Below are 21,256 nucleotides of genomic sequence, written 5' to 3'. Positions count from 1 at the left end.
AGGTAAACTCACTCCCACCACAACATCAACATAGTGCAGCACTGGTAGGAGGCGGTTTACCCGCCGAGCTGTTGGGTCTCTCAAACAAAAAGAATAAAACAGTCTACTATGTAACATCGCGAGGTGAATTCGTTCCCACCACAACATCAACAAGGTACTGCACTAGTAGGAGGCGGTTTACCCGCCGAGCTGTCGGGCTTCAAACAAAAAGAATAAAAACTAACTACATGCACTCACCTCAATGAAAGCAATCAATCTATGAATATTTACCTGTTTTAATAGCTGCTTAATTTACAGACGTAAGTCGAATGCTACGGTGTTAAAAACTCATTATCAATACTTCAGATTGAGAAGAAAAGAGCAAAGCTGTGGCGTTATTTTTGGCTAATTAGGTAAGTACCATTCGGTATTTTTGATACCGAATGGCTAAAATGAAGTAACTTGAGAGGTAAGGGCTAAATTACGCGTGAGAAGCGTGTTGTTTTAATTTGGCTTTGTAAATAAGCGTCAAAGCACATACAAATAATGCGGATAAACAGGTTTCCACTACTGGTGACTTTGATGGTGTGTTTAGTTAGCGTCACGAGTCCATCTGCTGCTAGCGGCGCTAATGCGGTGAGAGCTTGAGAAAAATATTCATCAAAATCAATATCAAAACGTTGTTCGAACTGCTCTTTATCTAATTCAAAATGACAAATAAGCTGCTTTATCACCGAAGCACGAATTTCATCATCATCACTTAATGTGATGCCTTTGCTAATAGCGCATTGCTTAGCTTCAATAGCTTGGTAGTAAGGCTTTAAATCTTTCTCATTTTGCAAGATCATATGACCAATTTGTGAAATAGAAGAAACACCTAAGCCTAATAAGTCGCAGTCACCATGGGTTGTATAGCCCTGAAAGTTGCGGTGAAGATGGCCTTCATTTTGCGCCATAGCCAGCTCATCGTCTTTTTTAGCAAAGTGATCCATACCGATGAATTGGTATCCTGCTGTAGTCATCTGCTCTAGCGTTTGTTTAAAGATAGCCAGTTTTTCGTTTGCACTTGGCATATCGATTTCCTTTAGCTTTCGCTGAGCTGCAAATCTATCAGGAAGGTGGGCGTAATTGAACACTGATACTCTGTCAGGAGACAGTGCGATAAGCTGTTCAATCGTCTTTTTATAGCTCTCTACCGTTTGAAATGGTAACCCGTAGATCATGTCCATGTTGATAGACTTAAAGCCAAGCTCTCTTGCCTCAGTTAACGTAGCGAGCACTTCATTAAGGTGTTGTGGGCGATTTACTGCTGTTTGAACTTCGTCATTAAAATCTTGTACACCGAAAGACACACGATTAAATCCGAGCCGATGTAGGTGACGCATCATGTTCGGTGCGAGGGATCTGGGGTCTATTTCGATACCACACTGTGCACCATCTGAAAACGTAAAGGCGTTATTCAACATGGTGACTAACCGAGTCATTTGCTGTTCGGTTAAGAAAGTGGGTGTACCGCCGCCTAGATGTAGCTGTTCTACCGTATAGTGCTCAAAGAAAGGTGCTTTTGCGGCAATCTCTTGGGCTAAATAATCAAGATACAGATCGGCTTTTGACTGATGGCGGGTAATGATCTTATTACAACCACAGTAATAACAGAGCTGATGACAAAAAGGAATGTGAATATACAAGGAAAGCGTTCGAGAGTTTGACCCCATTATTGCCGTTTGCAAGTCATTGTGGGAATAGCCTGTCTCTAGCGATAGCGCTGTTGGATAGGAGGTATATCTCGGACCAGAGATATTATACTTGCTGATAAGGGAGTCATTCCAAATAGGTAAATTAATCACGATACGCACTCTCGAGTTATAGTATTGACGAGAGTGTACTGCGTCCAAGCCGATTTGGGTTTGCCTCAGATCAAAGCATGCCGTGGTTACGGCATGCTTTAACGTATAGATTATAACTTAAATTGATTAACGGTTGAGTTAAGCGCTTTAGCCAAGTCATTTAAATCTCGAGCCTCATCAGCCAATACGTTAGCGTGGTTGGCAGTGCTATTAACTAGCTCATTGATTTGATTAAGGCTGTTATTTATATCTTCTGCCACTACCGTTTGTTGCTCAGTTGATGTAGCTATCTGATGACTTTGATCTTGGACTGTTTTTACTGACTCTGTAATTTCTGTTAAAGCGTTAAGGACTGCTTGAGTTTCTTCAACAGTGCCTTCTGCACGATCTTGTCCTTGTTGCATCATAACAGAGGCTTTTTGCGCAATTTGCTGCAAGCGGGAGATCATATTACGAATATCGTCGGTTGATTCTTGTGTACGGCTTGCAAGTGATCTTACTTCATCTGCTACAACGGCAAACCCTCTACCTTGCTCACCTGCACGAGCTGCCTCTATTGCAGCATTTAGCGCTAGTAAGTTGGTTTGCTCAGCAATACCATTGATCACATCTATCACTGCTCCGATGTTGCTGGTTTCTTGCTCAAGACCTGCTACCACTTTTGCTGCCTCACCAATATGTAGTGCCAATTCAGTCATTACGTCTTGTGCTTGTGAAGAGCGGCTTGCTCCCTCATTGGTTACGCGTTGCACGACGTCAGCAGCTTGATTTGTTTCTTGTGCGTTGCGAGAGATCTCCGTAACGGTTGCGGCCATTTCAGTAACCGCAGCACTGACGCTATCTACTTGTTCTTTCTCACGCTGAATTTCACTATTTGTGTTGTTTGATACTTCACGTAGTTGTGCCGATGCGCTACTTAGTTGCTGTGCTTGTGCTGCGGTATCCAGCATCATGGCTCTTAACTTATCAATAAAGGTATTCATATGATGGGCAAGTTGGCCTACTTCATCTTTACTGGCAATGTCGATGCGCCTTGTTAGATCTCCTTCTCCAGATGCAATATCACGCATGGTTTCTGTCAGCGCCACAATTGGCCTTGTGATCATCTGTGTAGCGATAAAAATCATGGCTACAATAATCATTATAATAACAATCAAAATGGTGATGATACCCATCACCGCTTCGTCGACAGGTTCGTTAATTAAAGAAACAGGTATAAGGATGCCGACATGCCAATCTAAAAGTGGATTGTCTAGTTTTACATTATCGTATACAACATAATATTCCTGTCCTTTGAAAGTGACACTTGCAAAGCCTACAGGGTTACTTTTTATTGCATTGTTAAGAGCTGCAAAACCATGGGTATTATTAAATTGAGACTCCAGTCCATCTAGTCCTTCTTTTCCTTTAGCACCTTCGTCTGTTGTTGAAAGTGAATGCCCCGTGCGCTCGGATAAATGTACCACTTTTAAATCACCATCGAGTAAGAAGCCATAGCCCTTACCTTGAAACTGGATTTGCTCCACCATGTCATTTAATTTATTAATTTGCAGATCAACACCACCCATAGCGACTAATTTGCCATTACTGCCATAAATAGGTTGACGGATCACGGCTGAAACAGCCCCTGTGTTTATATCTGTGGCAATTGGGCCAACATACAACTGACCGACATCTAGTGTTTCTTGCCACCAAGGACGCTTGTAAGCGTAGTAAGGTCTGCCATCAGAATAAGCTGAAGTTCGGTCGTTTTCTTTAAAGTACTCACCGGTATTGGCAGACGCGATGAAAGCTGAGAGAATATTTTCATCACCACGGGCTATCCGAACTAAGTCTTCGTTAACCTCTTGATAATCTTTATCGCGACTAAGATCAGCACCGCGTGTTTTGTAATTCTCGAACCAATGAATGTTATGTGGGGTAGAGACAAAGGTTTCAACGACTTTGCCGTACTGACCAAAAAATGCTTCCATGGCAAGTTTTTCAGCCTGAATGTAGCTTTGTGTTTCTCGTTCAATCCCGTCTCTTGAGAGTGTTGCGATATGATTTACAAAAAAGCTTGATGCGATGATTAACAACATCGAAATAGTGCCGCCGATCAACAGCAATATTTTCTTTCTTAGGGATAAATTCTCGAGCATGACAGTTCTTATTTTTAGCTTATGCAAGCAATAATAAAACCATAGATAAAAACAGAACGCTACCGTTTGCGTTGACTTGTTTTACATAGATAATACAAGTGAACTCAAAGGGTAAGGCTATATTAAGATGAAAGTATTAAATCGTAATGTTGTGGTATTAGGTGCAGGGTGGTTAGGTGAGGCAATATGTCAACACGCTCAGCTACAAGGTTGGCAAGTTGAGGGGACGAGAACACAATTACATCATACTCATCCTTGGTCTAGACAATTCGTGTTGACGGAGCAAGGCCAAGTTGAGCACTCTGTGACCCTAGAACATGCTTATTGGATCTGTGCTATCCCGCCAAGAGCCAGACAGGTTGATAGTAATTACCTTAACACCTTAGAGCAGGCTTTATCTCTGGCCAAGAAAATGTCTGCTAAAGGGTTTTTGCTTTGTTCTAGCACTGGGGTTTATGACACAGCTGACGCGGAATATGATGAGCAAGGCGCACTTGCTGACAAGTCAACTTTACGAGTTAGTATACTTAGAGGTGCTGAAGAGCGGGTGCTAAATAGTGGCGGTAAGATTGCACGCCTTGCTGGTTTACAAGGGCCAAACCGAGAGCCTGGCAGGTTTGTTGCGGGTAAAGCGTTATCAAGCTCAGCAAATGCTCGAGTCAATATGGTACATAGGGATGATGTCGTTGCGGCGATAACTAGCATTGTTGCTCACTGGCAGGAAGCAGCAGATATCTATAACATTTGTTATCCGTCTCATCCAACACGAAAAGCGTTTTACCAACGCCACTGTAAACAGTTGGGTAATCCAGAGCCGACGTTTGCATCCTCTGCAACTCAGGAGCGCATTATAAAAGCCGAGCGTATTACTGAGCTCGGCTTTGAGTATCGTCATGCGATTTATTGAGATTATGTAACTGGAGTTGACGGTAATAGCTGAGCTGGCAGTAGGTGTGCCAGCGCTGCTTGCTCCAGTAAATTATTTGCAGCTTCGATATCTGGCGCGAAATAGCGGTCTTTATCATAGAAAGTCACCACTTCACGAAGAATATGGTGGGCTTCTGTTACTTTATTCGATGGTTTAAGTGGCGCTCTAAAATCTAGCCCTTGTGCGGCTGCTAGGTATTCTACTGCCAACACACCTTGAGTGTTGTCGGCCATGTCTTGCAAACGCCTTGCTGCAAATGTGGCCATTGAAACATGGTCTTCTTGGTTGGCTGAGGTTGGCAGACTGTCAATACTGCCTGGGTGTGCGAGTGTTTTGTTTTCAGAGGCCAATGCGGCTGCGGTGACTTGTGCAATCATAAAGCCAGAATTTACACCGCCATTGTTAACTAAGAAGGGTGGTAATTTTGATAAACTTGAGTCGATGAGCAGGGCTATACGACGCTCAGCTAAGGCACCAATTTCAGCAATCGCGATCGCTAGGTTATCAGCAGCCATAGCAATAGGCTCTGCGTGGAAGTTGCCGCCTGAGATAATGTCACCGGCATCTGCAAAGACCAATGGGTTATCAGTAACACCATTCGACTCAATAAGGATAACCTCAGCTGCTTGGCGGATCTGAGTTAAACAAGCACCAAGGACTTGTGGTTGACAGCGTAAACAATATGGGTCTTGAACTTTTTCACAGTCTACATGGGCGTCACTGATTTCAGAACGAGCTTGCAATATATCGCGAAACGCAAATGCAGTATCTATTTGACCTTGTTGACCGCGAACCTCATGGATACGTGCGTCGAATGGTGAGCGACTTCCCATCGCCGCTTCTATACTCATTGAACCAACTACGCAGCTTTGGGCATAAAGATCCTCAGCTCTAAACAGGCCTTGCAATGCAAAAGCAGTGGATGCTTGTGTACCATTTAATAGCGCTAGGCCTTCTTTGGCAGCTAATGTAAGTGGCGCAAGTCCAGCGATCCTTAAGCCTTCTTTAGCATCAATGAGTTTGCCTTGGTGACGTACTTGGCCTTCCCCTAATAGCGGTAAACACATATGTGATAATGGTGCAAGGTCGCCAGATGCACCGACCGAACCTTTCTTTGGTACGCATGGATAGACTTGCGCATTCAACAAGGCTGCCAAAAACTCAATCACTTTAAGGCGGATCCCAGAAAACCCTCGAGATAGCGAGTTGATCTTCAACACCATCATGAGTCGGACAGTACTATCGTCCATCAGCTCGCCAATGCCAGCTGCATGCGACAGTACAATAGAACGCTGCAATAACTCCAGCTCATCTTTAGCAATCTTTGTGTTAGCAAGTAGTCCAAAGCCGGTGTTGATCCCATACACAGTGCGACCTTCTTTAATCACTTGTTGTACAGTTTCTGCACTGTTTTCAATGGCCGCTTTTGCTGATTCATCAAGGCTTAAAGATACAGGGTGTCGGTTGATTTGGCGCAAAATACTCAGCGTCAACTGGCCTGGGAGTAAATTTAGTGAGTACATGCTTACTTTCCTTCCAGCATTGGTAAATCAAGTTTCTGTTCTTTTGCACAGTCTTTTGCAATGTCATATCCTGCATCTGCGTGGCGCATCACACCGGTGCCTGGATCGTTCCATAGTACCCGAGATAAACGAGCGTCAGCTTCGTCTGTGCCATCCGCCACAATTACTACGCCAGAATGTTGGCTAAAGCCCATACCAACGCCACCACCGTGATGCAGTGAGACCCACGTTGCACCACCTGCGGTATTTAACAGGGCATTGAGTAACGGCCAGTCTGATACTGCATCGGAGCCATCCATCATTGATTCGGTTTCCCGGTTTGGACTCGCTACAGAGCCAGAATCTAAGTGATCACGGCCAATAACAATTGGTGCTTTGAGTTCCCCATTTTTGACCATTTCATTGAATGCTCGTGCAAGGCGTGCTCTATCTTTTAGCCCAACCCAGCAAATACGAGCAGGTAGACCTTGGAATTGAATACGTTCGCGTGCCATGTCTAACCAATTGTGAAGGTGTGGGTCGTCTGGAATAAGTGCTTTAACCTTCGCGTCTGTTTTATAAATATCCTCAGGATCGCCAGATAACGCAACCCAGCGGAATGGACCTATGCCTTGGCAAAACAGTGGGCGAATATAAGCAGGAACAAAACCCGGGAAATCAAAGGCGTTATCGACCCCTTCCTCTAGCGCCATTTGGCGAATGTTATTCCCGTAATCAGTTGTTGCAGCTCCGCGCGATTGCAGCGTTAGCATGGCTTTTACTTGCACCGCCATAGATTGTTTTGCCGCTTTTACAACCATTTGTGGATCGCTTTGACGAAGTGCAGCTGCCTGAGCCATAGTCCACTCTTGCGGTAAGTAGCCGTTTAGTGGGTCGTGCGCAGAAGTTTGGTCGGTCACTACGTCAGGCGTGATGTTGCGCTCAACCAACTCAGCATAAACATCCGCAGCATTGCCCAACAGAGCAACGGATACTGGTTGTCCAGAAGCGTTAGCTTCATTAATGATAGCTAACGCTTCATCAAGTGTGGTTGCCTTTCGGTCGACGTAGCGTGTGTTAAGACGAAAATCAATTCGTGACTCATCACATTCAACAACGAGGGCGCTAAAACCAGCCATTGTAGCTGCGAGTGGCTGCGCACCGCCCATGCCGCCAAGGCCACCGGTTAGGATCCACTTGCCTTTTGCTTCACCATTGAAGTGTTGTTTTGCCATCGCGACAAAAGTCTCGTATGTGCCCTGTACAATACCTTGTGAGCCAATATAGATCCAAGAGCCTGCGGTCATTTGGCCATACATCATCAGACCTTTTTTATCCAGCTCGTTGAAGTGATCCCAGTTCGCCCAATGTGGTACTAAATTTGAGTTAGCAATTAAGACACGAGGCGCATTACTGTGAGTTTTGAATACGCCGACCGGTTTACCTGATTGCACCAGTAAGGTCTCATCTTCTTCTAAGCGGTCTAACGTTTCAACGATTTTATCAAAACATGCCCAGTCGCGAGCGGCACGACCAATACCACCATAAACCACCAGTGCATTAGGGTGCTCAGCCACTTCAGGGTCAAGGTTGTTCATCAACATTCGCTTTGCGGCTTCGGTAAGCCAGCTCTTTGCGGTGATCTCTGTTCCCCGTGGTGCGCGGATCTCGCGATTTGTGTCTAATCTTGGGTTTTCACTCATTCTGCTCTCTCCTGTTGTATATACAACCTAAGTGAGAAGTCTAGTGGAAAGCATAGTTGAACTTCGCTTCGTTAGGTTGTGTGCTTATTTTTTACATAATAAGCGCGTTATTATGTGTGTTGATGATGTTGCCGTAGCGCTTTAGCCACGGCGTATTGTATTTATTGTTTCTGTTTAAAGGTGAGGTGCCCACCTAGTCGGTATTTACTGCCCGGTGAAATGAGGCGTGCAAAGCTGACAATCCCTTTTGCTGACCAGGTTCTGCGGATCATTTGCAGACAGGGTTCCTCATTATACAGTCCAAGCCATTGGCAAACTTCTTGTGATGGCATAATGGCTTCCACCGTATGCCTTGCTTCAGTCAGCGGTGCAACGTGAGATAAATACTCATGTGGTGTGATCTGTTCAAAGTTTTGGTCAAGATATTCAGGCGCTGACAGCGGGTTAACAAAGCGCTCTTCAACTTGCAGCGGTTGCTCATTTTCATTATGAACGATAACGCTTCTATACACAGGTGCATCAGCTTCAACACCAAGAGCGATAGCAATAGGTGCAACGGCTGCAATTAATTCTAGCGTTAATACTGTACAGGTGTACTTGCCATTACGTGCATTCACCTCATCAGCAATGTTTCGGATCTCCAATAGGGAAGACTGAGATTTAAAGCTTGCTACAAAAGTACCTAACCCTTGGCTACGAGTTAAAATTCCAGCTTCAGTGAGCTCGCTTAGTGCACGCCTTGCAGTCATTCTACTCACTGTAAACTGATCCGCTAATTCATTCTCCGAGGGAACCCGGTCGTTCTCGTGCCAACGAGCTGCACGAATGTTGTCGATAATATACTGTTTTATCAACGCAAACTTTGGAAGATCGGCCACTGTTGTTATCTCGAGTTAGTATTTATGTAAATAAAGATGGCACATTTATCTTGTATATACAAGTATGCCTGTTAGACTCAGGGCATAAATTTATGGTCTCTATACTTCTCTTATTGAGCAATTGCGGACTGTTTCACCTCAGAGTATTCAGGTTTAGATAGGAAAACGATAATGTTAGAAGCTGATTTATTGATTATTGATGTTAACCTCGCAACCATGGATCCCGCCCTCGATAACCCTTATGGAGCAATAGAAAACGCGGCTATAGCTATCAAGGACGGTAAAATCAGCTGGCTTGGCCCTCGTTCATCACTGCCTGAAATCGATGCGCTAGCGACGCCCATTCACAAAGCGAATGGCCAATGGTTAACACCAGGGTTAATTGACTGCCATACGCATATTTTATTCTCAGGATCTCGAGCCAACGAATTTGAACAAAGGTTACTAGGCGCATCCTATCAGGAGATTGCAGCGCAAGGTGGAGGGATCGCAAGCACGGTCAAAGCAACGCGTTTAGCCGATAGAGAGTCCTTATTTGTAAATGGCAAAGACCGTCTCAACAGCCTTTTAAGAGAAGGAGTGACCACAGTTGAGAGTAAATCTGGCTACGGTCTTGATGTTGATAATGAACTGAAATTATTGGAAATCAATCAACTACTGAATGATCACCACCCAATTGATGTCCATAGCACATTTTTAGGTGCGCATGCGCTACCGCCGGAATATAAAGATAATAGCCAAGCTTATATTGATTTAGTATGCGATACGATGTTGCCTTTAGTTGCGGAGCGCCAATTGGCAACTGCTGTGGATGTATTTTGCGAGAATGTTGGGTTTTCATATCAGCAAACCAAACAAGTTTTTGAACGAGCACAAGCTCTGGGACTAAAAATAAAGTGTCATGCCGAGCAGCTATCTAATCAGCATGGGAGTGAGCTGGTTGCCGACTTTAAAGGGTTATCTGCTGATCATATTGAGTATCTGGATGAAGCGGGGGTTAAGGCGATGGCGAAAGGTGACGTGACAGCTGTGTTGCTGCCCGGCGCTTTCTATTTCTTGAGAGAAACACAAAAGCCCCCGATTGAATTACTCAGAAAACATCAAGTGGCTATGGCAATAGCCAGTGATTTTAACCCAGGGACTGCACCACTTTGTTCACTTAGGTTAATGCTAAATATGGCCTGTACCTTGTTTAGAATGACGCCAGAAGAATCCCTCTGTGGTGTGACGAGAAATGCAGCCAAAGCACTGGGTCTTAAAGACCGCGGTATTTTAAGGATTGGTATGCGTGCAGATTTAGCGTTATGGAATATTACTCACCCTGCTCAGTTAAGTTATCAATTTGGCATAGCTGACCTGTCAAATTTGTGGATCTTGGGTAAACTTAGTCAGTAATGAAACTTTTATAAGCAGTTAATTATGCTCTCAATTTCAACAGCAAATGGCAGTGTCACAGAAATATTGCTGTCTGAAGGAATCGTGCTACTCATTACGCCATTGACGGCGGGGATCGTTGGCGCAGTGCTAATGGGAGCACTTGCTCTATTACTCACGCGCTCCAGCGCAACGCTAAAAATCGCGCATGTGACAAGCGCGATTGTTGCTGTGTTACTGGCCCTGACTGGTGACACCACTTTTTTATACCTGCTGACTTTGGTATTGCTCTTATATTTGTTCGAAGGCTTACAAACTCACAGAAGCGGCATGCTATTAATTAGTATGACGGCTATCATTGCGCTTATTACATGGGTTGTGTCTGAATATGTGTGGGTTAGTGCTGCTCAATATAGTGCTATTGCTATTGTTGTTATGTACGTTTTGCTGCTGATTTATCAGACATATCAACAAACAGAGATGCTAAGTCGGGAGGAGGAGGATAGCGATGACATTGAGCATGAAAGCTTAGGGTTGCCAGGAAGACAAAGTTTTAAGCGTGCGTTTAATGAATACAGGCAAACGAATGGCCATTCTTGCATGCTTGTACTAGTTCGACTGATGGGCTTTGAACAGGTTAACTTTCACTTAGGTCGTGAGTTTGGCGATCTGCTTTTAGCTCAGTCAGCGAACCGTGTTGCTCAATGTTTGCAGTCCGGCGACGTGATGGCGATCACTCATGGTAATGAAACGGCTAAAATGGCACATTTGGGCGGTCTCAACTTTGCGTTTGTATGCTCTTTGCAACACGGCAATCATTTACACGAGCAGCTTATCGAAGAAATCGCAAACAGCACCTTAAAGCCATTTAATGTTGGTAGTTGTACTTTAGAAATCACAATGAGAGCAAGCTATGTCAATTGTGATGAGGAAATGGGTCAATTAGAGAATTTGATCTCCTGTGTATTTTTGGCACTCGATTCCCAAATTGCAACCCACCAACAAAGCCTTCAACAGGTAGTGCCTTATCAACAACGCATGCAGATCCATCGCCTTGAGCAACAAGTTAGGTTATCGGAGCTTGCTAAGATCAATTTTAGATCTGAGTTTGAGCTTTATTTTCATCCAGTTATTCGCCATGAAGATAATGGGATCGAGTTTGTTGAGTTGTTACTGCGCTGGCAACATCCCAAACAAGGGATCTTAAGTGCACATGAGTTTATTGATGATATTCGTTTAGTCGGGCTTGCCATTCCTGTCGCTCAATATGTATTGGAGCGAGCATGCGAGATAGCATTGGCGCTCAAGATGGAAGGGATCGCTGTACCGATCAGTATTAACGTTTTTGGTGCTGAGCTGTTAAGTGAAAGTTTTATCGAATTTATTGATTATACCTTGCTACATCATCAGTTAAGTCCAGGGGCTATTATTATTGAATGCCCAGCGAATATGCTTGCTGAGTTAAATGAGCAAGAGATTGCGATGATCAGTAGGTTGAAAAACCTTGGCGTAAAAATGTGTGTTGATAGCTTCGGGGATGCTCCGCTTGTTTTGGCTAAGGTACCCGCATTACGATTTGATTATGTGAAACTCTCTCGAAGCATGACTCAGGAGCCTGAGTCGATGGGACATACAAAATCTTTGGTAAAGGGAATTGTTGAAATGCACCAAGAAAAAGACTGTTTAGTCATCGGTGAGGGGATTGAATCTGCGGGGCAGCTAGAGTTTGTTAAGAGCATCGGAACAATCGCAGCTCAAGGTTTTTACTTTTCTAGACCACAAAATAGTAATGTATTGATTAGTTGGCTGAAGCAAAACCTGTAATACCAATTTACTTGCTTCAGCTAATTGGTATTACGTGTGTCGCGTGCTGATGTAGGCGTTAGCAAGACTAGTTAACACTTGGCCACAATGCGCTAACCCAGTACGCTCTCCAAGTGGATGCTGGGCCGGTGCTGCTTCACAGAGGTGGACGTACTTTGTATTCGGATGCTGAGCTAAACGGTAGACAAAATACTCTGCATCATCACAGGTAAAGCCTTGATAAGTAAGTGCACTAGCTGGCATTTCAATAATTGCATCGACATCTAACTCGACACCCAGAGGGGCATGATGAGGAAGTTGTGCGAGTGCTTTGTCTAGCGCCTCAGGCAAGCTCAAAGTTCGCCGTGTTTTTATTGCTTGATAGCTCGAAAAACCAAACCCAGCTTTACCTAACTGCTCCAAAATCGTTTGATTATTTTTATGCTCATGCAAGCCGATAACATGATAACTAGATAAACTGCCTGCTTGGTACGCATAGTTAAAGCCATTTCCGCTATGCCTTCCCTCACATGCTCTAAAATCGGCGTGAGGATCAAAGTTAATAGCGCACGCCGCTTGTTGAGTTGCACCGTGATATGCCTGTAAAATACCATAAGCGTTGTTGTGGCCACCACCTATGATAATAGGCTCCAAACCGGCTGCAAAAATCGGAGTCAGTGCGCTAATCACTTGCTTGTCGACCTCTGAGCACAACTGTCTTAATCTATCTAGCTGTTCAGTATCTTGATTACTTAACTCGCAAGAGGCTGCTTGTATTTCTTCTATATTCACTTCACCGAGTAGAAGAATTTTATCGCCACCAAGAAATTGGTTATTAGGTTGGTTGAGAAAACGTTGGAGGAACGCCTGCCAGCCAAGTGCCGCGCCACCTAAACCGCAATTAGCTCGAGGGCCAATGTCTTCGGGAATACCGAGCAATACGTAGCGGATCCCAAATTGTGCAGCATCTTTTAGTGATGCTGCATAATCATGCTCACATTGTAAAAAGCTGATATTTTGCCAAAGGCGCGTTTCCCCAGCTCTGGCTTTTACAAATTGTGAGATATGGCTTTCATCATATATACGAACTGCAGTATTCATGACTTATTCTTCTGATGTTTAATCTACTTCGTTTTCGTCTTCTAAGACCAGCTCTTCTGCTGAGATGATGATGCCTGTCGAGTCGGCATAGACGAAGTCATCTTCATAAAACGAAACACCAGCAAAGTTTACAGGGATCCCGACTTCACCACTGCCACTACTGTCTGCTGCCACTGGAATAGATGCGATCGCTTGAATGCCAATATCGCTCTCTTCTAATTCATCGACATGGCGAACAGCACCATAGACAATAATACCTTGCCAATTATTCTCAACAGCGAGCTCTGCTAAATCAATATCAATTAAGGCGCGTCTGGTAGAGCCGCCACCGTCAACGAGTAAAACGCGACCTGTGCCATCTTGTTGCAGCACATCTTGGATTTGCTCGTTATTCTCAAAACATTTGACGGTAGTGATTCGACCACAAAATGATATTTGGCCGCCAAAGTTGATGAACATAGGCTCTAGCACGTCCACCACATCGGCAAAGTGGTCGCAAAGATCAGAAGTGCTGTATTCCATATTGGATCCTCGAATATTGATTATCATTACCCAGTATACTCTCATACTTGTGCTTAGCAATGCTTTGATTCAACTTACATATTTGTGTCTTAAAAGTGTCACCGATTTGTTATTTTGCTCTTCTATGCTGATATTGTGAGCAATTAAGCGTGACCCAAGTAATGAAGGCAAAATTAGCAGAGTTAGACACTGCACTTTATTTTGTGGTGTTTTGCCCAAAACCGAGAAATTGGTTTAGGTTAATAGCATTAGGCTTATCGAAAAGTGGTAATGGTGGGCTGTATGTGTTGGTGGCGATTGCATGTGCGCTCTTTTTAGAGCCCCTGGGTCAGCAGTTTGCGCTAACGGTAATGGTGGCTTTTGTAATAGAGAGACCGCTTTACTTTTATTTTAAAAATCGCTTTGCTCGACTGCGCCCCTGTGATTGCTATGCAGTAAAAGCATTACTCACACCAAGCGATAAGTTTAGCTTGCCATCAGGGCACAGTGCAGGTGCTTGGCTATATGCGACTTGTCTAATAGAACATCTTCCTCTGGCTACTTTTCCGTTAATGATATGGGCAACCGGAGTGTCTTTGTCACGAGTGATTGTTGGCGTGCATTACCCGCTTGATGTCGTACTTGGTGCCATAATGGGCATTGCATGTGCAAGTGTAGCGATTTTGATGTTAGGAAGTTTATGAAAATACTATATGGTGTTCAAGGAACAGGTAATGGCCATACCACTCGAGCACGGGTGATGGCGAATTGCTTTCGCGACATGGGTGTGTCAGTGGACTACTTTTTTACCGGTCGCCCGTCGAAGAACTATTTCGATATGCATGACTTTGGAGAATACCGTAGCTGTCGTGGTTTATCGTTTGTGACTGAGCATGGCCAACTGAATCGTTTAAAAACATTGCAATCGCTTAAATTTGGAGAGTTTATTCGTGATGTTAAGCAGCTTGATGTGTCAGGGTATGACCTCATTTTTAATGACTTTGAGCCAGTGAGTGCTTGGGCTGGAAAAATGGCAAAAGTACCTGTTCTTGCGATGAGTCATCAAGCTTCTTATCTATATAGTGCGGTGCCACAATTCGCTATTCAACCTTGGCACCGTGCGTTGATCCGCTATTTTGCACCTGCTGATATCCATTTAGGAGTACATTGGCAGCCTTTTGATAAGCACATTATTCCTCCCTTCATTCCGTACGAAGCAGAGCAAGAGCAATGTGCATCAATCGCCAATAAAGTACTAGTTTACCTTCCATTTGAAGCGCTTGAAAGTGTGATTGAATTGCTAAAAGACTTCCCTGACAAAGAGTTTTATTGTTATCACCCAGAAGCCCAAAATAGCTCACGGCAGCATATTCACCTTAGAAAGCCAAGTAGAGCGGGGTTTATTCAAGACTTAAAAAATACCAGCGGCGTGATTGCGAATGCCGGATTTGAACTTTCAAGTGAAGCGTTAAAGTTAGGCAAAAAACTATTATTAAAACCGCTAGAAGGGCAGTTTGAACAACAAAATAATGCCCAGACTTTAGCCTCGCTTGGGTTGGCGCAAGTGATGAATTATTTAAATGCTGGCGCCTTGGAAGAATGGCTGAACTCATCAATGGAGCATTCGATTTTCTTTCCATCAGATCCTCACTTCCTAGTTGAGTGGTTGGTAAAAGGACAATGGCATGACGTCGCATCGCTACATCAGCATTTATGGCGCGATGTTAATTTAATGTTTAAAAAGGTGGCTTGAATATATTATTTTGTAATATCAGCCCAGAATAACTAATTAGAATGAGGTAATCCGTTTCGGCTTCAACTATACTGACTGTGATCATTTCATATTGTAGGTAAGCCAATGGCGGTATTAGAAAATCTAACTATCAGACGTCGTTTGCAATTGAATGCATTAGTGGTAGGGATGGCCTTAATCGTAATGTTATTTATGATCATGTTCGAAGCTCGAACTATGCTCAAATTGAATGAGTCAATTCAATATGCAGAAGAGCTCGAAATTCATGAATTAGCAATGCGTAAGCATGAGAAAAACTTCCTGTTCTATAAAGAGGAAGAAGCGCTAGAAAAGTTTGAGGCAGAATATCGCCTACTACAGACAAAACTTGATTTACTTCAAACTACTTTTACTGAGTTTGGTATTGATTTAAGTGAAACCAATCAGCTTGAGGCGATTACGAAAAGTTACTTTACCGACTTTCAAAAGGTTGTAGAGCTTCAAAGAACGATAGGTTTGCACCCAAAAGATGCGCTATATGGCGAGCTCAGGGGAGCAGTGCATGAAGTCGAAACTTTGCTAAAAGAGCAGCAAAATTATCAGTTGCTTGCGACTATGCTGCAACTTCGCAGAGCCGAAAAAGACTTTATGCTTCGCCTCGACACGAAATATTTGACACGATTTAATGACCTAGTCACCCAGTTTGCTAAAGAGATCCGTGCAGCTGGCTTTAGCTCGCAATATCAATCTCAGCTACTTACTCTCCTTAATACTTATCAAGTTAAATTTGCAGGTTTAGTCGCAGCTCAAGAAAGGCTTGGTTTAGATCTGGATAGTGGGGCATTAGGGAAGATGAAGGCAATCGTTGAGAGAAGCGATGCGATTGTGAATGCTGTGGTGGAGCAAGCCAAAAGCGCGATTAAGGAAAACGTCGATCAAACACAAATGGTTGCGATAGGTGTGTTTATAGTTGCCAGTATCATTGTAATGACATTGGTGCTTTCAACCAGCCGCTCCATCATTCAACCAGTTGAACGGGTGTATCAGACGATTGAGCGGATCCGTCGAGATAATAATTTAAGTTTGCAGATCGAGCAAAGTGGTAACGATGAAATCACAATTATGACGCGAGACTTCAATAGCTTAATAACGGACTTTAGACATTTAATCGCGGATGTAAACGGTGCGTTGGCGACAATAAATGAAGCCACCAATCACCTCACCGAGACGACGGCACAGACCAGCGCTGGTATGTCTGAGCAACTTCATGAAGCTGATATGGTGGCAACCGCAGCAACTGAAATGCAAGCGACAATTCAAGATATCTCTCATAATACAGGTGAGGCCGCACATAAAGCAGAAACCACAAACGAAAATGCCCAGCAAGGCCGTCGTGAAGTGACTGCTACAATTGAGCATATTATGCAGTTATCTGAGTCACTCGGGGGGGCTTCAAGCGTTGTTGCTCAACTTGAGCGTGATGGTGAGACTATTGGCTCTGTACTGGATGTTATTCGTGGTATTGCCGAACAAACTAATTTACTTGCACTCAATGCTGCCATTGAGGCTGCGCGAGCTGGCGAGCAGGGGCGAGGCTTTGCGGTTGTTGCAGATGAAGTTCGCTCTCTTGCTCAGCGTACCCAAGATTCAACACAAGAGATTGAAAGTATTATCTCCACGTTGCAGCAGCGCACACGAGAGGTAGTTAACATCATGGATCAGTGCCGTGAACAGGGTAATGAGAGTGTTTCTCAAGCTGAAAAGGCCGGCGAGCTACTTAGTATGATCACGCAAGATGTGCAAACGATCATGGAAATGAGTACGCATATCGCCACTGCTATTGATGAACAAAATCAAGTTGCTTCTGAAGTGAATAAGAATGTCGTTAAAATTAGAGATATTGCACAGAGCGCTTCCGAGCATGCACATTCTAATGCACAAAGTAGTGAAGAAGTGGCAGAGCAAGCGCGCGTGTTACATGAGGCGGTTGCGAAGTACACAGTATAAACGCTGAAACCACAGCTTATTTATACCAAATCCCCACTTATTGATAGTGGGGATTTTTGTTTTTGACTCTAAGGTATAACCTGAGCTGCGGATAATTAATGCCTTTTTAGCAGCCAGTTTTAGCGTTAACTGCGTTGAGCTCACTTCCAATAGCCATAAACTGGTGTGTAAATTCGCCTTGTCTACAGGATGAGGTACCATAGCGAGAGCAGGACGCGGAAGCGGTGTTTCCACTAAAACTCTCTAGCTACACAAGGTGGTAAGTTAAGCTGTACTTTAACAACAAAGAGCTAGAGCATTCCTTATCCAAACCTCAGGTTAATTACATTTTCAGATATTGCGAGGCAATATGCTAGGGTAAAGCAAGAAGTTGTATACGTCTGTAATCAAAATATGGAGACGTACATTGTATTTCAGAAGACTTTACTCAGTACCATGAGCTGCAGGCATTGTTATGGAAGTTTGATTAAGGCACAAACTTGATAGGTACGCTGTCCTTTTTGGCGTGATGCTTTTCTACCGCATCCAAGTATTCCTGCCATAATTTATCGTGTTGTGTGGCTATGGTATGTAGGTATTGCCAACTAAAGAGCCCTGATTCATGACCATCATCAAAAATAAGCCGTGCGGCATAATGGCCAATGGGTTCAATCGCTTTGATGCTCACACTTTGTTTGTTTAGTACCAACTGTTTTTGTGCAGGAGTGTGCCCTTGAACTTCTGCAGATGGGGAATGTGTTCGTAAGTATTCGGCTTTTAGGCAGTAGTAGCTGCCATCCTCAAAATAAACGTCGAGTACTTTGCTTAGCGTGTGATAGTGAAGTTTAGTTACCTGATACATACTGTTCCATACCAATGAAATTAACTCTTCAAGCAATATGAAGGGTAGTGCATTATACAGCCATTCCTGAACCAAAATAGCTGCTACCAATTTACTCAATACTTGTTTAATTTGAAGGCGTAAGTCTGACGCTAACTACGTTGAATTCACTTCCAATAGCCATGCCTTGCCTACAGGATGTAGATACCTTAGCGAGAGCAGGACGCGGAAACGGTGTTTTCCCTAAAACTTTCTGGGTAGACAAGGGAAAAACTAAGTTGTGCTTTAGCAACAATGAGTTGAAACACTCCCTATCCAAGCCTCAGACTAAATAGAGAAATTCTCCCTAGTTATTGAGAAGGTTTTCTCGCCTCAAAATAGGCCAATCAATTAAGATAATCGGTATAACTTAACCTGTCTTTATTCATAAAAAAAGCGGAGCTTTGCTCCGCCTTTTTGACTTTCTTTTACAAGATGAAGCGGCTTAGGTCTTCGTCTTGAACAAGCATATCTAAATGTTGTTCAACATAAGCAGCATCAATCGTTAAGGTGTCACCGGCCTTTTCACTGGCATCGAATGAAATCTCTTCCATCAGCTTTTCCATCACAGTGTGAAGGCGACGTGCACCGATGTTTTCAGTTTTCTCGTTGACCTGATATGCAGCTTCAGCCAGTTTGGTGATGGCATCATCGGTAAAGTCGATAGTAACGTCTTCAGTTTTAAGTAGTGCCTGTTGCTGCTCTGTAAGAGAAGCATTTGGCTCAGTTAGAATACGTTTGAAGTCACCAGCAGTAAGCGCTTCTAGCTCAACGCGAATGGGTAAACGACCTTGTAGTTCAGGGATTAAGTCCGACGGCTTAGCCATTTGGAAAGCACCTGATGCGATAAACAAAATATGGTCAGTTTTTACCATACCGTGCTTTGTATTAACCGTAGAACCTTCGATAAGTGGTAGCAAGTCACGTTGTACACCTTCACGGCTAACATCAGGCCCTGAAGACTCTCCGCGCTTACAAATCTTATCGATTTCATCAATAAACACGATACCGTTTTGTTCAACCGATTCAATAGCTTGCTCTTTAAGCTCCTCTGGATTAACCAGCTTTGCAGCTTCTTCTTCAATTAGTAGCTTAAGTGCTTCTTTGATTTTTAGCTTGCGGCTCTTTTTCTTATCACCTGACATATTTTGGAACATGCTCTGTAGCTGATTGGTCATCTCTTCCATACCAGGAGGTGACATAATTTCAACGTGAGGAGCCGTTTCAGCGATGTCTATCTCAATCTCTTTATCATCTAACTGTCCTTCGCGTAGTTTCTTGCGAAATACTTGACGTGTCGATGAGTTTTCATTTGGTTGAGACTCACCCCAGGCATCTTTTGCAGGTGGTAAAAGTGCATCTAAAATACGCTCTTCTGCTGCTTCTTCTGCGCGAAACTTAAACTTTTTGGTTTGCTGTTCACGGGTCAGTTTAAAAGACACTTCAACCAAGTCACGAATGATGGTTTCAACTTCTTTACCAACATAGCCCACTTCAGTGAATTTGGTGGCCTCGACTTTAATAAATGGTGCATTTGCCAGCTTTGCTAAACGGCGGGCGATTTCAGTCTTACCAACACCGGTTGGGCCAATCATCAGAATATTTTTTGGTGTAACTTCTGCACGCAACTCTTCATCAAGCTGCATACGACGCCAGCGGTTACGTAGTGCAATCGCAACGGCTTTTTTAGCTTTATCCTGACCAATAATATGTTGATCAAGCTCGTGCACAATCTCTCTTGGAGTCATAGCTGTCATGACGAGTCCTATTACAATTCTTCGATAGTTTGGAAATTATTAGTAAATACGCAGATGTCGCCTGCAATCTTTAGGCTCTTTTCTACGATCTCTTTCGCACTCAAGTCTGTATTCTCAATTAGTGCAGTTGCTGCCGCTTGTGCGAAATTACCACCACTGCCGATAGCAATAAGGTCATGCTCAGGCTGGACAACATCACCGTTACCAGTGATGATAAGTGAGGCGGTTTCATCGGCTACTGCAAGCAAAGCTTCAAGCTTTCTCAGTGCTCTATCTGTGCGCCAATCTTTTGCCATTTCTACGGCTGCTTTGGTGAGATGGCCTTGGTGCATCTCAAGCTTAGCTTCAAAGCGTTCAAATAATGTAAATGCGTCTGCTGTACCGCCAGCGAAACCAGCTAGTACCTTACCATTGTATAGGCGGCGTACTTTACGCGCGTTGCCCTTCATAACTGTGTTACCAAGTGAAACTTGGCCATCACCGCCGATAACCACTTTGTCATCTCGACGAACGCTAACGATGGTAGTCATAGTAATCCTTATCCGGGTTTGTACCCGTGTAACTCAAGATTAGTAAGAAATATGGGTAGACTGATAAAAATCAAGTCCAGCCCCAAATCCCACAGCCAAATATCCCGACTCGCTGTAGCTTGTTTTTGTCACTTTCAGCCAAACGCTTAGTATCATAAGGCCCTAAACGAACGCGATACCACACACCATTGCTGCCTTCGGTACGGCGGATCTCAGCGATTAGACCCGCAAATGCCACTTTAGCCTTCATTGCTTCAGCTTGAGCATGGGTCTTAAATGACCCGCATTGCATTTGATAGGGGCCTTTACTTTCGATTTCTTTGACTTCTACCTTGATTTCATGATTTTTGATTTCTTCGATGAACTCAGGTGGGCGCGGTTTTGGTTTAACCACGGTTTGCTCTTGAGCAGGGTGTGGATTTTTAGCTTGCTCTACTTCTTTAGGATCCGCATTGGTCTTGATAAACCATAGACCATAAGCAAAGCCACCAATTAACAGTAATGCAGCGATAGTTGCTACAACAGGAAATTTTGTGGTTTTCTCGGGTTTTGTTTTGCCTTTCCCTTTGGGTTTTTTATTGATGTAATCGTGCTGTGCCATGAGTCATTGGTTT

The 21,256-nt window shown here is 43.8% G+C and carries 18 protein-coding genes; 6 read left to right on the top strand and 12 right to left on the bottom strand.

Features of this window, described 5'->3' with window-relative positions; genetic code table 11:
• Window positions 1–455: 455 nt before the first annotated feature.
• Entirely contained in the window at window positions 456–1,826 is a 1,371-nt protein-coding gene (gene hemN, locus HUZ36_RS07230; protein ID WP_176032456.1) for an oxygen-independent coproporphyrinogen III oxidase, read from the bottom strand.
• Window positions 1,827–1,936: 110 nt separating this feature from the next.
• On the bottom strand, window positions 1,937–3,967 hold the full coding sequence (locus tag HUZ36_RS07225; protein ID WP_176032455.1) for a methyl-accepting chemotaxis protein: 2,031 nt from the start codon (window positions 3,965–3,967) through the stop codon (window positions 1,937–1,939).
• A 127-nt stretch (window positions 3,968–4,094) separates the two neighbouring features.
• Here HUZ36_RS07225 and HUZ36_RS07220 point away from each other — a divergent pair, with 127 nt between their 5' ends.
• The gene (locus tag HUZ36_RS07220) at window positions 4,095–4,874 is read left to right on the top strand and encodes an NADP-binding protein (protein ID WP_125252314.1); all 780 of its coding nucleotides are present in this window, start codon (window positions 4,095–4,097) and stop codon (window positions 4,872–4,874) included.
• A 2-nt stretch (window positions 4,875–4,876) separates the two neighbouring features.
• On the opposite strand, the gene hutH is transcribed toward HUZ36_RS07220, so the two are convergent.
• From hutH to hutC, 3 genes are all read right to left on the bottom strand, one after another.
• The gene (gene hutH, locus HUZ36_RS07215) at window positions 4,877–6,418 is read right to left on the bottom strand and encodes a histidine ammonia-lyase (RefSeq protein WP_176032454.1); all 1,542 of its coding nucleotides are present in this window, start codon (window positions 6,416–6,418) and stop codon (window positions 4,877–4,879) included.
• Between the two features lie 2 nt (window positions 6,419–6,420).
• On the bottom strand, window positions 6,421–8,100 hold the full coding sequence (gene hutU / locus HUZ36_RS07210) for a urocanate hydratase (RefSeq protein WP_176032453.1): 1,680 nt from the start codon (window positions 8,098–8,100) through the stop codon (window positions 6,421–6,423).
• A gap of 161 nt (window positions 8,101–8,261) precedes the next feature.
• Window positions 8,262–8,978, bottom strand: a complete 717-nt coding sequence (gene hutC, locus HUZ36_RS07205) for a histidine utilization repressor (RefSeq protein ID WP_176032452.1) — start codon at window positions 8,976–8,978, stop codon at window positions 8,262–8,264.
• Window positions 8,979–9,149: 171 nt separating this feature from the next.
• On the opposite strand from hutC, the gene hutI reads away from it, so the two are divergent.
• Both hutI and HUZ36_RS07195 read left to right on the top strand, forming a co-directional pair.
• Window positions 9,150–10,373 carry an imidazolonepropionase gene (gene hutI, locus HUZ36_RS07200; protein ID WP_147390279.1) on the top strand — a complete coding sequence of 408 codons (1,224 nt, stop codon included), beginning with the start codon at window positions 9,150–9,152 and terminating at the stop codon, window positions 10,371–10,373.
• Window positions 10,374–10,397: 24 nt separating this feature from the next.
• A complete protein-coding gene (locus HUZ36_RS07195; protein WP_176032451.1) occupies window positions 10,398–12,176 on the top strand; it encodes an EAL domain-containing protein in 1,779 nt (592 codons plus the stop codon).
• 30 nt (window positions 12,177–12,206) lie between these two features.
• On the opposite strand, the gene HUZ36_RS07190 is transcribed toward HUZ36_RS07195, so the two are convergent.
• Complete coding sequence (locus HUZ36_RS07190; protein WP_176032450.1) at window positions 12,207–13,256, bottom strand: formimidoylglutamase; 1,050 nt, start codon at window positions 13,254–13,256, stop codon at window positions 12,207–12,209.
• Between the two features lie 18 nt (window positions 13,257–13,274).
• Window positions 13,275–13,778: a ribonuclease E activity regulator RraA gene (gene rraA / locus HUZ36_RS07185; protein WP_125252307.1), complete on the bottom strand. Its 504-nt coding sequence runs from the start codon at window positions 13,776–13,778 to the stop codon at window positions 13,275–13,277.
• Between the two features lie 161 nt (window positions 13,779–13,939).
• Here rraA and HUZ36_RS07180 point away from each other — a divergent pair, with 161 nt between their 5' ends.
• The 3 genes from HUZ36_RS07180 (at window position 13,940) to HUZ36_RS07170 (ending at window position 17,496) form a co-directional block, all read left to right on the top strand.
• The gene (locus HUZ36_RS07180; RefSeq protein WP_125252321.1) at window positions 13,940–14,461 is read left to right on the top strand and encodes a phosphatase PAP2 family protein; all 522 of its coding nucleotides are present in this window, start codon (window positions 13,940–13,942) and stop codon (window positions 14,459–14,461) included.
• On the top strand, window positions 14,458–15,510 hold the full coding sequence (locus HUZ36_RS07175; protein ID WP_147390277.1) for an MJ1255/VC2487 family glycosyltransferase: 1,053 nt from the start codon (window positions 14,458–14,460) through the stop codon (window positions 15,508–15,510). The genes HUZ36_RS07180 and HUZ36_RS07175 overlap by 4 nt, the downstream gene beginning before the upstream one ends.
• A gap of 105 nt (window positions 15,511–15,615) precedes the next feature.
• A complete protein-coding gene (locus HUZ36_RS07170; RefSeq protein ID WP_125252305.1) occupies window positions 15,616–17,496 on the top strand; it encodes a methyl-accepting chemotaxis protein in 1,881 nt (626 codons plus the stop codon).
• Here HUZ36_RS07170 and HUZ36_RS07165 read toward each other — a convergent pair.
• From HUZ36_RS07165 to HUZ36_RS07145, 5 genes are all read right to left on the bottom strand, one after another.
• Window positions 17,464–17,730, bottom strand: coding sequence for a hypothetical protein (locus HUZ36_RS07165; protein ID WP_176032403.1), 267 nt, complete (start codon window positions 17,728–17,730; stop codon window positions 17,464–17,466). The genes HUZ36_RS07170 and HUZ36_RS07165 overlap by 33 nt on opposite strands.
• Window positions 17,731–17,962: 232 nt before the next feature.
• A complete protein-coding gene (locus HUZ36_RS07160; RefSeq protein ID WP_147390275.1) occupies window positions 17,963–18,337 on the bottom strand; it encodes a gamma-butyrobetaine hydroxylase-like domain-containing protein in 375 nt (124 codons plus the stop codon).
• A gap of 446 nt (window positions 18,338–18,783) precedes the next feature.
• Window positions 18,784–20,112 carry an HslU--HslV peptidase ATPase subunit gene (gene hslU, locus HUZ36_RS07155; protein WP_125252303.1) on the bottom strand — a complete coding sequence of 443 codons (1,329 nt, stop codon included), beginning with the start codon at window positions 20,110–20,112 and terminating at the stop codon, window positions 18,784–18,786.
• Between the two features lie 11 nt (window positions 20,113–20,123).
• Entirely contained in the window at window positions 20,124–20,642 is a 519-nt protein-coding gene (gene hslV, locus HUZ36_RS07150; protein ID WP_125252302.1) for an ATP-dependent protease subunit HslV, read from the bottom strand.
• 70 nt (window positions 20,643–20,712) lie between these two features.
• Window positions 20,713–21,243 (bottom strand): SPOR domain-containing protein, encoded by a 531-nt coding sequence (locus HUZ36_RS07145; RefSeq protein WP_128731805.1) that lies wholly within the window; start codon window positions 21,241–21,243, stop codon window positions 20,713–20,715.
• Window positions 21,244–21,256 lie beyond the last annotated feature (13 nt).

It is taken from the genome of Pseudoalteromonas sp. McH1-7, assembly GCF_013366255.1.
GTDB lineage: Bacteria > Pseudomonadota > Gammaproteobacteria > Enterobacterales > Alteromonadaceae > Pseudoalteromonas > Pseudoalteromonas peptidolytica.
This window is presented reverse-complemented; position numbering and strand designations above follow the sequence as displayed.